12 protein-coding genes are annotated in these 12,194 nt (G+C 65.1%); 10 read left to right on the top strand and 2 right to left on the bottom strand.

Annotated elements, in window-relative coordinates:
- The first annotated feature begins 389 nt into the window (after nucleotides 1–389).
- The 4 genes from B0G57_RS07740 to B0G57_RS07760 all read left to right on the top strand — a co-directional run bounded on the left by B0G57_RS07740 (nucleotide 390) and on the right by B0G57_RS07760 (nucleotide 4,392).
- A complete protein-coding gene (locus B0G57_RS07740) occupies nucleotides 390–1,595 on the top strand; it encodes a DUF2863 family protein (RefSeq protein ID WP_018442888.1) in 1,206 nt (401 codons plus the stop codon).
- Nucleotides 1,596–1,937: 342 nt separating this feature from the next.
- Nucleotides 1,938–2,795, top strand: a complete 858-nt coding sequence (locus tag B0G57_RS07750; RefSeq protein WP_018442889.1) for a response regulator transcription factor — start codon at nucleotides 1,938–1,940, stop codon at nucleotides 2,793–2,795.
- A gap of 81 nt (nucleotides 2,796–2,876) precedes the next feature.
- Entirely contained in the window at nucleotides 2,877–3,554 is a 678-nt protein-coding gene (locus B0G57_RS07755; protein ID WP_018442890.1) for an energy-coupling factor ABC transporter permease, read from the top strand.
- A 262-nt stretch (nucleotides 3,555–3,816) separates the two neighbouring features.
- Complete coding sequence (locus B0G57_RS07760) at nucleotides 3,817–4,392, top strand: BspC domain-containing protein (protein WP_026230082.1); 576 nt, start codon at nucleotides 3,817–3,819, stop codon at nucleotides 4,390–4,392.
- A 37-nt stretch (nucleotides 4,393–4,429) separates the two neighbouring features.
- Here the strand turns inward: B0G57_RS07760 and B0G57_RS07765 are convergent, their stop codons facing one another.
- The gene (locus tag B0G57_RS07765; RefSeq protein ID WP_018442894.1) at nucleotides 4,430–5,605 is read right to left on the bottom strand and encodes a M14 family metallopeptidase; all 1,176 of its coding nucleotides are present in this window, start codon (nucleotides 5,603–5,605) and stop codon (nucleotides 4,430–4,432) included.
- 8 nt (nucleotides 5,606–5,613) lie between these two features.
- Entirely contained in the window at nucleotides 5,614–6,396 is a 783-nt protein-coding gene (gene yaaA, locus B0G57_RS07770) for a peroxide stress protein YaaA (protein WP_018442895.1), read from the bottom strand.
- A gap of 57 nt (nucleotides 6,397–6,453) precedes the next feature.
- Between yaaA and B0G57_RS07775 the strand changes: the two genes are divergently transcribed.
- From B0G57_RS07775 to B0G57_RS07800, 6 genes are read left to right on the top strand one after another with little or no spacing between them, the layout of a single operon-like run.
- Nucleotides 6,454–6,957 (top strand): putative toxin-antitoxin system toxin component, PIN family, encoded by a 504-nt coding sequence (locus B0G57_RS07775; RefSeq protein WP_018442896.1) that lies wholly within the window; start codon nucleotides 6,454–6,456, stop codon nucleotides 6,955–6,957.
- Nucleotides 6,954–8,144 (top strand): pyridoxal phosphate-dependent aminotransferase, encoded by a 1,191-nt coding sequence (locus B0G57_RS07780; protein ID WP_018442897.1) that lies wholly within the window; start codon nucleotides 6,954–6,956, stop codon nucleotides 8,142–8,144. Before B0G57_RS07775 ends, B0G57_RS07780 begins: the two co-directional genes overlap by 4 nt.
- A 5-nt stretch (nucleotides 8,145–8,149) precedes the next feature.
- Nucleotides 8,150–8,944, top strand: coding sequence for an oxepin-CoA hydrolase, alternative type (locus B0G57_RS07785; RefSeq protein ID WP_026230083.1), 795 nt, complete (start codon nucleotides 8,150–8,152; stop codon nucleotides 8,942–8,944).
- Nucleotides 8,945–8,956: 12 nt separating this feature from the next.
- Nucleotides 8,957–9,757 (top strand): histidine phosphatase family protein, encoded by an 801-nt coding sequence (locus B0G57_RS07790; RefSeq protein WP_018442899.1) that lies wholly within the window; start codon nucleotides 8,957–8,959, stop codon nucleotides 9,755–9,757.
- 32 nt (nucleotides 9,758–9,789) lie between these two features.
- Complete coding sequence (locus B0G57_RS07795; protein WP_018442900.1) at nucleotides 9,790–10,908, top strand: phosphotransferase; 1,119 nt, start codon at nucleotides 9,790–9,792, stop codon at nucleotides 10,906–10,908.
- A 24-nt stretch (nucleotides 10,909–10,932) separates the two neighbouring features.
- Entirely contained in the window at nucleotides 10,933–12,162 is a 1,230-nt protein-coding gene (locus B0G57_RS07800) for an acyl-CoA dehydrogenase family protein (protein ID WP_018442901.1), read from the top strand.
- The last annotated feature ends 32 nt before the right edge of the window (nucleotides 12,163–12,194 follow it).

The following is a 12,194-nucleotide window of genomic DNA, read 5'->3' on the forward strand; positions in this document are numbered from 1 at the left end:
GCTCAACTGCCTCGGCGCCGCTACCACCACTACCCTTCGGCACCGCCGTCTTGCGTTGCTGCATCAGCAGCAGAGAAGCGAGATTATGCAGCGTCATCAGCCAGTCGTCAACGAGTTTTTTGATTGCGTCGCTCACTGCTCAGCGTCACTACTCTCACCCGCCAACCACCAACCGCGCGCCTCGTTGACTGCACGATGCGCGCCGCTCGCCCTCCCACTTCCCGCTCTCGCGCCGCCGTCGCCGACCGCGCGAAAGGGCGTGATTCTAGGCCGCTTCGCAGAGCGTGGCAAGTGAAGAATAGCCTCCTCGTGTTTGCGCAGTCGGGGCTCACGGTGCCGGAAACGACTAGAATGGAAGGTTCATCGAATGAACATCCTATTCACTCACTATGCGCTCGCGAATCGCCAAACGCCTTCCCCCCGATGCCGACAAGCTCGTCGGCTTGTCGCTCGCGCTTTTCGCCTCCGGCAGCCGTATCGAAGACCGCTTCTGGGAAGCGAAGCTCGACACGTTGCTTGCGAAGATCGTCCGCAATGGCAATCAGACCACGCTCGACGCCGCGCTCGATCACCTTCAGCAGAATCACCCGGACGCCTACGGCGCGCTCGCGGACATGGCGGAAACGCACAGTGAATCGTTCGTCATCGAGCACGAAGGCGCTTCCTACGAAGCATTGTTGATCGCGGCGCCCATATTGGCGTGGACGCGCTACATCATCCCTTCGGGTTCGCTCAAGACCGAATCGGTCGATGCCCTGCGGGCCCATCTTCAAGCGCACGTACTGGCCGACGGCACACGCGTCGCGCTCGCGCCTTTCCTCTACAGCATCGACCAGCTGCCCCGCCACCATGTGGAGACGTACCGCGTGGCGCAGCAACTGATTCAAGCCGCCGTGAACGGCACGCCTGCCAAGATGAACTTCGGTGAGCTGCCGGAGACTTCGCCTATCCTCGCCGATCCGCGCTTTTTGCTCGCCGTGGTGGCGGCGCCCGTCGGTGCGCCACTCTTTCGCTGGCAAGAGGAAGAAAACGGCGCGCGCATCGAGCGCGGGCAATGCCTGGAGCAGTGGACGTCGCAAGGCGGCGCCAACCTCGCGGTCGTCCTGCCTGGCTGCGAATTCGAATGCCTGCTGCCCGACGCCTACTACTCCGCCTGCCGCGACGCGGACGAGCGCGTGCGCCCGCACACGGTGCGCACTGCCATCCGCTACCTCTATGACACGATCGGCGCGACGGCGCAGGATTTGCGCGCGGTCGTCGCCGGCTTCGGCGAGCGGCGCATCGACGAGTACCGGATCGGCTTCACGCGCCGCGGCAGCAACGACGTGATCTATGGCGTCGTCTGGCCGCTCTACGGCCGCGAGAACGGCGAGCTCTCGATCGACGAGGAGACCGAGGAAGTGGAAGGCCCGCTCGAGGAAATCATCGCGCTGCTCAAGGAGGCGGGTCTCACCGACATCCGCCGGCACGCTGGCCGTTTCGAGCCCGAATATTGTGACGATTGCGGCGTTCCGCTCTACGCGGATCCGCTCGGTGAAATCGTCCACGCCGAGATGCCCGAAGACGCCGAGCCCGCTCAGCCGCATTTCCACTGAGTCGTCCACTCGCTCCCGCCCCGTTAGCGTGCCCCGCCCCCCAGGTTTCTTCAAAGGGGACTTTGCCGGGGCACCGTCCCGCCGATCCCGCCGCAAGGGAGCCCGTCGCTCCCTTGGCGAGCCATACTTCGCCAACCGCCAACCGCCAGCCGCCAGCCGCCAGCCGCCAGCCGCCAGCCGCCAGCCGCACGCCGAGCGTACCGACGCGCGTCCTATGCCGTCCGGCTAGCCGTCCGCTCGTAAGTAATTTGTCATCATTGCGTCGGCGGCACGAGAGGAGCGCGGCCGGCCCGCTGTCGGGTCGCCGCGGCGGCGCCGCATTGGACTACCAGGAGGCAAAGTATGCGGTTCGCAGTTCTCGGTTCTGAAGCAGAGCGGCGCGACGGTCTCAAGGCACTGTTGCGACAGATCAATCGGCACGCACGGTTTTGCGAAGCAAGGGATTGGACGCAGGCGTGCCGGGCGTTGCGGCGAGCACCGGTCGATTTGCTCGTCGTCGACTGGCACGACGCGATGCGCGTCTCGGAAGTGCGCGCGCTGATCGCCGAGCAGCCCGGCCTGCGCGTGGCGGTATTCGTCGACGATGCGTCCGCGGCCCGCGTCCGGCTGCTGATGGACGAGGGCGTGCAAGGCGTGATCCCGCGCGGCACGAATCCCAAACTGATTTTGCGCCTCGTCGAGCTGGTGCTGGCGGGTGGGCACTATGCGCCGCACGCCGCTTTCATGCACGAGGAAGGCACTGCGCCCGACGTCTCGGCGCCGCCCGCGCTCGTCTGCGAGCTGACGCCGCCGTCCGCGCGGCGCGCCCGCTTTGCGCCGGCCCTTTCCCCGCGGCAGGAGCAGATCATGCGCTGTGTTCATATGGGCAGCACCAACAAGATGATCGCCCGTACGCTCGGTATCAGCGAGGGCACGGTCAAGATTCACCTCGCGAGCATCTTCCAGCAACTCGGCGCGCCGAATCGCGCCGCGGCCGTCGCCATCTACAACGGATGGCTCACGCCGCAGCTCGAAGTGTTGCGCGGCGAGCGCGAACACGCGCCGAAACCCGCGATAGGCCAGCCAGGCCCGGTACCGTTGCGCCGCCGCACCACATTCAAGTATCCATTGCCGCGGCAAGAGGAAACGAATAGCCTGCCAATGGCTGCCGAACCTGCAACGCCGTTCCGCAAGACGGTAACGAATACCGGCTCGCGATAAGCACGGAAAGCACTGCTCGGCGCACCGGCGTCGGGCCAGCAACGGCTCCCGGTTTCGGATTCCAACGAGTAATATGGCGACATGGGGTTCTTTTATACGCCGCTTCCGCTGTGGGTTTCCATCGGTGCCTGGGTCGCCGCGGCAGGGCTTCTCGCGCTCGCGGTGCTGCGCAGGCCGTTCAAGCGCTTGCAGGACGCGACGCTGCAGCACGTGTGGCTCGCCATCATCGTCGCTATCTCGGTGTTATGGGCAAGCAATGCATGGCTCGAAGACGGCCCAGTCATGCACTTGCTCGGCGCCACCCTTTTCGTGACCTTGTTCGACTGGGCGCTCGCGCTCGTCGCGATGGCTGCCGTCTCGGGGATCGCGGCCGTCGTCTTCGACGCGGCCTGGCAAGGCATCGCGCTCACGTTCCTCGTCTACGGCGCAATGCCGGTGGGCATCTCGTCGCTGTTGCAGCGCGCCTCACTCGCCTGGCTGCCCCGCAATCTCTTCGTATTCATCGCCATCCAAGGCTTCGTCTCGCCCGCCGTGGCCGTCGCCCTCGCTTCGGCCGTCGCGATCGGGTTTCATGTCGGGCTGGCGGGTGGCTCGCCGAAGATCATCATCCCCGCCGGCTATGCATTGAGCGTGCTCCTGCTCGCGCTCGGGGAAGCATGGTTCACGGGCATGTCGACGGCGCTCATCGCCGTCTACAAGCCGACATGGGTCACCACCAACGACGTTCGCCGCTATCGCCTCGGGGGGCCGCGCACGTAATCGTCAGTCGTTGCATCGACGTTCACCCCCTATTGCGACTCACGCGGCCCGTGTCGCCGGAGCTTCGCCTTTCGCGCCGCGCTCGAGCCGAGCATTGCCGCGGCACAAATGTTCACGGATCGGTTGAACTCTATCGGCGACTGCGGCATCTTAGCGAAGTGCGCCCGCCACACTGACGTCCCGCCATTTCCGCCGTTAGGCTGCCCAAGGGCAGTGTACGGAGGGGCGTCTGGCCAAGTGACATCTCGATAATATCAACTGGATGGATAGCTCCAACACATCACGCCGCCTGCGCCGGCTTGTCCGATCGCTGACGGTTGCGCTCGCCGCATTGCCTCTCGCCTTCGTCACCCCCGCCCGCGCCGATCTGATCGATCAGCGCAACGAATTGATCGCCAAGTTTGTCGGCGACATGCACGCCGATCCGCTCGTAGCCGATTGCGCCGCGCACGGCAGCTTCGTCGCCAGCACGTCGAACGTCATCGATCATGTCGAATTCGCGCCCGAATCGTTCGACAGCCAGCATGCCACGATTACGCCGTGGAACGATTCGTTCGACGAAGGCAAGCAGCGGATCAAGGTCGACAATGTCGTCACCGTCGAAGGGCAAGGCATCGCGCGCGACAAGGATCACGCTCCCTACGATCTGAAGTTTCGCTGCGGCTATGTCGGCCAGCAAATGCTGGCATTCAGCTGGAATGACCCGGTGCCGCCGGCCAAGCCGCGCGCTGAGCGCTCGACGAAGAAGGGCAAAGGCAAGCACGGGTCGAAGCACACGACGAAAAGAACGACGCAGCGAGCCCAGGCTCAGAGGAAAAAGCGCGGCGGCGGCACCTAGTGTCGGGCACTAGCCGCGGGAAGCCGCGGCGCTTCGCTTACCCGAACGTTTCGAGATGGCGCAGCACGGCGCCGAGCATGGCGGCGCCGAGCGCCGCGCTACGCTCGCCGTTCCATCCGACTCGCTCATCGGGCAGATTCGCGTTGTCCTTGAACGGCATCTCGAGCGTCAGCGACAGGCAGCCGAACGTATGGCCGATGTACTTCGAAGCGAGCTTCAGTGCGTCTTCCTGGTATTTGCCCGACTCGTAGCCGTGCTTGTCCTGAAAATCAGGGCTCGCTTGCTTGAACGCTTCGATGAACGCCGCTTGCTCGGCCGCCTGGTGCGCCGTGAAGCCGGGCAGCATCTCGCAGCCGGCGACGAACACATAAGGCAACGTCTCGTCGCCGTGAATATCGAAGAACAGATCGCATCCGATCGAGTGAATCGCATCGCGTACCGCGAGCACCTCGGGGCTGCGTTCCGGATCCGGATCCATCCATTCGCGGTTGAGATTCGCGCCTGCCGCATTCGTGCGCAGATTGCCGTGTACGCTGCCGTCGGGGTTCATGTTCGGCACGATGTAGAACACGGCGCGCTCGAAAAGCTTGCGCGCGACCGGATCGCCCGACCAGTCGCCCCACCCCGCCAGCCGCTTCGCGAGCCCTTCGACGAACCATTCGGCCATCGTTTCCCCGGGGTGCTGGCGGGCGACGATCCAGACTTTCTTTTTCGCCGCGGCGCCGTCGTGCCGCGCTGCGTCGGCGGCTTCGTGCGCGCCGAGCGCCAGCAGCGAGACTGGACGCCCCTCGACCGTTTGGCCCAGCTCGACGAGCGTCGCATGAGGCATCTGCTGCAGCGCGCCGAGAAACTCCGCGTGCCGCTCCTCGCTGTAGGGCTCGAAGTAAGCGTAGTAAACGCGATCGAATTCGGGCGTATGGTCGATCGTCAGCACCCGGCCGTCATACGACGTGGGAACGCGAAACCAGTTGACCCGGTCGTAGCTCGCCATTGCGCGGTAGCCGTGCCATCCTTGCGCGAACGCGCAATCGGCCGCGTTCTCGAACGTCATCACGCAGCGCTCGCCGCGTGCGCCCGAGAGCCGAAAGTAGAACCACTGCGCGAACTCGGCATGGCTGTCGGGGCGAATGCGCAAGCGGATATCGCCGGCCGTCTCGCAAGACAGCACCTCCACCGCGCCGCCATCGAAATTGCTCGTGATCGAAAGTGTCATGGGGAGTCTCAATCGCCGACGCGGCGGCGAAAAACATAGGTGGCATCGTTCGACGCCGCTTCGTCGAACGAATAACCCTCGGCCGCGAAGGCTTTCAATTCTTCGGGCGCGCCGAGGCGGTGTTCGACAGCGAAGCGTGCCATCAGTCCTCGCGCGCGCTTGGCGTGAAAGCTGATGACCTTGTAGCGGCCGCCCTTCCAGTCCTCGAATACCGGCGTGACCACGGGCGCTTCGAGCCGCTTGGGCTTGACCGATTTGAAATACTCCTCCGAGGCGCAATTGACCAGTACGCGAGCGCCGCGCTTTTTCTGGCGCAGCTGCGCGTTGAGCGCATCGGTAATGCGCTCGCCCCAGAACGCGTAGAGGTCTTTGCCTCGCGCGTTCGAAAAACGCGTTCCCATCTCGAGACGGTAAGGCTGCAGCAGATCGAGCGGCCGGAGCAGGCCGTAAAGACCGGAGAGCACGCGCACGTGCTGCTGCGCGTAATCGAGATCGGCCGCCGACAGCGATTTCGCGTCGAATCCCTCATAGACGTCGCCGTTGAACGCGAGCACGGCCTGCTTCGCGTTGTGCAAGCCGAACTCGGGCGACCAGTCGGCATAGCGCTGGAAATTGAGCTGCGCGAGTGAGTCGGAAACGCCCATCAGCGTCGCGATCTGCTGCGGCGACAGACGCCTCAAGCCCTCCACGAGCTGCGCGGCGTCCTCGACGAAGTCGGGAATCGTGTGACGTCGAACGTGCGGCGGGGTCTCGTAGTCGAGCGACTTCGCCGGAGACAAAACAATTATCATGGAGGCTGGCCGGCACGATGTGCCGGGTGGAGAACGCGAAAAGCCCGATTGTAGCGAATGCCTAGTCTTTCTGGTCCCGATGCCTCGCGCGCCGCGCCTAGGGTCGTCCTCGATTCGAATGTCTGGATCGACATCCTCGTGTTCGACGACGCGGCCACGCGCCCGATCCATGCCGCCTTGCGCAGCGGTGCGCTCGACGCCGTCATCGATGCGCGCTGCCTCGCCGAGCTCTCGCGCGTGCTCGACTATCCGCAGTTCACGCGCCGCGCCGTCGACAAGCAGGAGGCGCTCGCGTCGGTCGCGCGGCTCTCGGTCATGACACTGCCGGCCGAGCCGCCCGCCGGCGCAGCCACGCTGCCGCGCTGCAAGGATCGCGACGATCAGAAATTTCTCGAGCTCGCCCATTCGGCCGGCGCGGACTGGCTCGTCTCGAAGGACCGCGCGTTGCTCAAGCTCGCGCGGCGCACCGCGCGCGATTTCGGCTTTCGCATCGCCCAGCCGGCGCCGTTCGCGGCCGCCTGCATGCTGCATGAACCTATCGTCACTTCGAGCGCCCCATGAACGCACCGCACGAGCCAACGCAACGCGCGCACGACGTAGCGCCTCCCGAGTTTCCCTCGCGTCTGCCGAATGTCGGCACGACGATCTTCACCGTCATGAGCGCGCTCGCGACGGAGCATGAAGCCGTCAACCTCGGCCAGGGATTTCCCGATTTCGGCTGCGACGCCCGCATCGTCGACGCGGTCGCAAAGGCCATGCGCGATGGTCACAACCAGTACCCGCCAATGGCCGGCATCGCTGCGCTGCGCGATGCGATCGCGAACAAGATAGAGGCGGTTCACGGACGGCGATACGATCCGCTGACCGAAGTCACCGTCACGGCGGGAGCGACGCAGGCGCTTTTGACCGCGATCCTCGCGACGGTGCATCGGGGCGACGAGGTCGTCGTGCTCGAGCCCACCTACGACAGCTATCTGCCGTCGATCGAGCTCGCCGGCGGCACGCCCGTCTTCGTGACGCTCGAAGCGCCCGACTATCGGGTGCCGTTCGACAAGCTGGCGGCCGCCATCACGCCGCGCACGAGGCTCATTCTCATCAACACGCCGCACAACCCGACGGGTACTGTCTGGCACGCCGAGGACATGCGCAAGCTCGAAGACATCGTGCGCGGCACGAACGTGCTCATCGTCTCGGACGAGGTCTACGAGCACATGGTCTACGACGGCGCGCCGCATCAGAGCGTCGCGCGCTATCCCGAGCTCGCGGCGCGCAGCTTCGTCGTCTCGAGTTTCGGCAAGACCTTTCACGTGACGGGCTGGAAGGTCGGTTACGTGGCGGCGCCGGCGCCGCTTACGGCCGAGTTCCGCAAGGTGCATCAGTTCAATGTGTTCACGGTGAACACGCCGATGCAGGTCGGCATCGCCGACTATCTGCGCGATCCCGCACCCTATCTCGAACTGGCCGCCTTCTATCAGCGCAAGCGCGACTTTTTCCGCGCCGGCCTGGGCGGTACGCGTTTCAAGCTGCTGCCTTGCGAAGGCACCTACTTCCAGTGCGTCGATTACTCGGCGATCAGCGATATGTCCGAAGAGGATTTCTCGAAGTGGCTCACGCGCGAAATCGGCGTGGCCGCCATTCCGGTGTCGGCGTTCTATCATGAGCGGCACGAGTCGGGCGTCGTGCGCTTTTGCTTCGCGAAGCGCGAGGAAACCCTCGCCACGGCGCTCGATCGGCTTTCGCGCCTTTGACGATCATGAGCGCGGAACTTCTCGCGGCGCGGCCGCCCGAGAGCGAATCGACGCTCGTCCTGACGCTCTCGAACCCCGGCGCGCGCAACGCGCTGCACCCGGATATGTACGCGGCCGGCATCGTCGCCCTCGAGACGGCCGAGCGTGACGCATCGATCCGCGCCGTCGTGCTGACGGGCGCGGACGATTTCTTCTGCGCCGGCGGCAATTTGAACCGGCTGCTCGAGAACCGCGCGAAAGACCCCTCCGTCCAGGCGCAAAGCATCGATCTGCTCGGTCAATGGATTCTGGCGCTGCGCACGTCGACGAAACCCGTCATCGCCGCGGTGGCCGGCGCGGCGGCCGGGGCCGGGTTTTCGCTTGCCCTCGCCTGCGATCTGATCGTCGCGGCCGAAGATGCGAAGTTCGTCATGTCGTATGCGCGCGTCGGGTTGACGCCTGACGGCGGCGGCTCGTGGTTCCTCGGACAGTCGCTGCCGCGCCAGCTCGCGACGGAAGTGCTGCTCGACGCCAAACCGATCTCCGCGGCGCGTCTTCATGCGCTCGGCCTCGTCAACCGCCTCGTGAAGCCCGGGCCGGGGCAGATCCGCGATGCGGCGATCGCGTGGGCCGACGAGCTCGGCCGCGGCTCGCCCAATGCGACGAGCCGCATCAAGGCGCTCGTGGCCGCCGCTGGCGAGCAGTCGTTGCTCGATCAGCTGAACTTCGAGCGCGACCACTTTGTCGCCTCGCTGCATCACCGCGAGGGGCTCGAAGGCATCACCGCCTTTCTCGAAAAGCGGCCTGCGCGCTATCGATAACGGACCACCGCGATGCCCGAGTTCAAGATCCCGAAGCGGCGGCGCATCTTCCTGATGCGGCATGGCGACGTGACCTACTTCGACGACTCTGGCCGGGCGATCGATCCCGATACGGTACCGCTCAACGAACGGGGCCAAGCGCAAGCGCGGGCCGCAGGCCAGGCATTTGCCGCGGCCAACGTGCAATTCGATCGCGTCATCGCAAGCGGCCTGCCGCGCACGATCGAAACCGCGCAGTGCGTGATCGCGGAAATGCGTCAGGCCATCGGCGCGAGCGAGCGCGATGAGCCCGGCAACCCGGCCAGTCAGATGAAGCGGCCCGACGATGACGATCCGCTCGGAAAGCAAGTCGAGATCGAATGCTGGCCCGAGTGGCGCGAGATTCGATCGGGACGATTGCCCGATTTGCCGCCGGCCGAAATCGAGCGTGCGTTCCTGACGATCTTCGACGGCATCGTGCCCGAGGAAACGCGCTTTCTCGGCGGCGAAACGATCGGCGAATTGCTTGACCGGGTCCTTCCCGCGCTCGCCCGGCTGCGCGCCGATCCATCGTGGGATACCGTATTGCTCGTGCTGCATGGTGGCGTCAACCGCGCGCTGCTCTCGCATGCGATCACGGCGGGCGGCAGAGCATTCTTCGGCCATCTTGCCCAAGCGGCGGGGTGTATCAATGCACTCGACGCCGGTAGCCAGCCATGCGATTGGGTGGTGCGGATGCTCAATTACGCGCCGCCCGGCCCGCTCTTTCGCGATGTGCGGCACACGACGATGGAGATGCTTTATGCCCAATATCTGCGATATCGAGGGGACTAGGAGCACGACTAGGACATCGGAGGAGTCGGACCATGACGGCGCAAAGCCCACCGGCAAGCGACGCGGATCAGCGGCAGGACTATTCGGCGTTCACCGGCACACGCTCGGTATCGGCGCAACAGCGCTTGGACGAAGCAGCGCTTTCGGCCTGGCTGCGCGAGCATGTCGACGGATTCGCGGGCCCGCTCGCCGTCGAGCAGTTCGCGGGCGGCCAGTCGAACCCGACATTCAAGCTCGTCACTCCCGCGCGAAATTATGTGATGCGCGCGAAGCCCGCGCCTGCCGCGAAGCTGCTTCCGTCCGCGCACGCGATAGAGCGCGAGTACCGCGTGATGGATGCGCTGGCCGGCAGCGATGTGCCCGTCGCCCGCATGCTCGCGCTTTGCGACGACGAATCGGTGATGGGTCGCGCGTTTTATGTAATGGAGCACGTCGACGGACGCGTGCTCTGGGACCCGACACTGCCCGGCATGTCGCGCGACGAGCGCACTGCGATCTACGACGAAATGAACCGCGTGATCGCGGCGCTCCATACGGTCGATGCCGAGCGCGTCGGCCTCGCGGACTACGGCAAGCCAGGCAACTATCTGGCGCGCCAGATCGCACGCTGGAGCAAGCAGTACGAAGCCTCCGAGACCGAGCCGATCGAAGCGATGCATCGGCTCATCGAATGGCTGCCCGCCCATGTTCCCGTGGAATCGTCCGACGGCGAAACGCGTGTCGCAATCGTACATGGCGACTATCGGCTCGACAATCTGATCTTCCATCCGAGTGAGCCGAGCATCTTGGCGGTGCTCGATTGGGAGCTGTCGACGCTCGGCGATCCGATCGTCGATTTCGCCTATCACGTGATGACATGGCACGTCGATCCGCGGCAATTCCGCGGGATCGGCGGCCTCGATTGGGCGACGCTCGGCATCCCCGACGAAGCCAGCTACGTCGGCCGCTACTGCGAGCGTACGGGGCTCGCGATCACGGGCGACTGGAATTTCTACCTCGCCTTCAACATGTTTCGCATCGCCGCGATCCTGCAGGGCATCATGAAGCGCGTGACCGTCGGTACCGCCGCGAGCGCGCAAGCGGCCGACGCTGGCCGGCGCGCGAGGCCGATGGCGGAGCTCGCGTGGTCGTATGCACAGAAGGTGCGCTGACTCGAGATTGAAAGGGAGCTGACGATGAATTTCGACTACACCCCCAAAGTCGAGGCGCTGCGTTCGCGGCTCCTCGCTTTCTTCGACGAGCACATCTACCCGAACGAGCGCGCGTTCATCGAAGAAGTCGCGCGCAATCGCCAAAACGGCAACGCGTGGGTGCCGACACAGCTGATCGAGACGCTCAAAGCACGCGCACGCGAGGCTGGCCTCTGGAATCTCTTTCTTCCCGACTCTTCGCGTGGTGCCGGCCTGACGAATCTCGAATATGCGCCGCTCGCGGAGATCATGGGACGCGTGCCTTGGGCGCCCGAAGTCTTCAATTGCAATGCACCCGATACGGGGAACATGGAGACCATCGAGCGCTACGGTACGGACGAACAAAAGCGCCGTTGGCTCGAACCGCTGCTCGCAGGCGTTATCCGCTCGGCGTTCCTGATGACCGAGCCCGACGTCGCCTCGTCCGACGCGACGAATATCCGCACGCGCATCGAACGCGACGGCGAGAGCTATGTGATCAACGGCCGCAAGTGGTGGTCCTCGGGGGCTGGCGATCCGCGCTGCAAAGTCTACATCTTCATGGGCAAGACCGATCCCGCCGCGCCGAAGCATGCGCAGCAATCGATGATCCTCGTGCCGGCCGATACGCCGGGCATCACCGTGCATCGCCCGCTCAACGTTTTCGGCTACGACGACGCACCACACGGCCATATGGAAATTTCGCTCGACGACGTGCGCGTGCCCGCCGCGAACGTGCTGCTCGGCGAGGGTCGCGGCTTCGAGATCGCACAGGGTCGCCTCGGTCCTGGCCGCATCCATCACTGCATGCGGCTGGTGGGGCTCGCGGAGCGAGCCCTCGAACTGATGTGTCGACGGACGTCCGAGCGCGTCGCATTCGGCAAGCCGATCGCCGCGCAAACGGTCACGCAGGAGCGCATCGCCGAAGCGCGATGCGCGATCGAGCAGGCACGCCTCCTGACGCTGAAGGCGGCCTATATGATGGATACGGTCGGCAACAAGGCTGCCCGCGCCGAGATCGCGATGATCAAGGTCGTCGCGCCGAACATGGCGTGCCAGGTGATCGACTGGGCGATCCAGGCGCACGGCGGCGGTGGCGTCAGCGACGATTTTCCGCTCGCTTACGCGTACGCGCTAGCACGCACGCTGCGCTTTGCAGACGGTCCCGACGAAGTTCACCGAAACGCCATTGCGAAGCTGGAACTGGCGCGCTATACCCCGCCAAACGCGGCCTGACGCGAGTCTAACGCGCGGGAGGTTCGGCGCGC

The sequence above is a fragment of the Trinickia symbiotica genome, from assembly GCF_002934455.1.
Taxonomy (GTDB): Bacteria; Pseudomonadota; Gammaproteobacteria; order Burkholderiales; family Burkholderiaceae; genus Trinickia; species Trinickia symbiotica.

Coding starts and splice junctions, on each gene's coding strand:
- B0G57_RS07740 (WP_018442888.1), top strand. CDS start 390: ATGCGCTCGCGAATCGCCAAACGCCTTCCCCCCGATGCCGACAAGCTC.
- B0G57_RS07750 (WP_018442889.1), top strand. CDS start 1,938: ATGCGGTTCGCAGTTCTCGGTTCTGAAGCAGAGCGGCGCGACGGTCTC.
- B0G57_RS07755 (WP_018442890.1), top strand. CDS start 2,877: ATGGGGTTCTTTTATACGCCGCTTCCGCTGTGGGTTTCCATCGGTGCC.
- B0G57_RS07760 (WP_026230082.1), top strand. CDS start 3,817: ATGGATAGCTCCAACACATCACGCCGCCTGCGCCGGCTTGTCCGATCG.
- B0G57_RS07765 (WP_018442894.1), bottom strand. CDS start 5,605: ATGACACTTTCGATCACGAGCAATTTCGATGGCGGCGCGGTGGAGGTG.
- yaaA (WP_018442895.1), bottom strand. CDS start 6,396: ATGATAATTGTTTTGTCTCCGGCGAAGTCGCTCGACTACGAGACCCCG.
- B0G57_RS07775 (WP_018442896.1), top strand. CDS start 6,454: ATGCCTAGTCTTTCTGGTCCCGATGCCTCGCGCGCCGCGCCTAGGGTC.
- B0G57_RS07780 (WP_018442897.1), top strand. CDS start 6,954: ATGAACGCACCGCACGAGCCAACGCAACGCGCGCACGACGTAGCGCCT.
- B0G57_RS07785 (WP_026230083.1), top strand. CDS start 8,150: ATGAGCGCGGAACTTCTCGCGGCGCGGCCGCCCGAGAGCGAATCGACG.
- B0G57_RS07790 (WP_018442899.1), top strand. CDS start 8,957: ATGCCCGAGTTCAAGATCCCGAAGCGGCGGCGCATCTTCCTGATGCGG.
- B0G57_RS07795 (WP_018442900.1), top strand. CDS start 9,790: ATGACGGCGCAAAGCCCACCGGCAAGCGACGCGGATCAGCGGCAGGAC.
- B0G57_RS07800 (WP_018442901.1), top strand. CDS start 10,933: ATGAATTTCGACTACACCCCCAAAGTCGAGGCGCTGCGTTCGCGGCTC.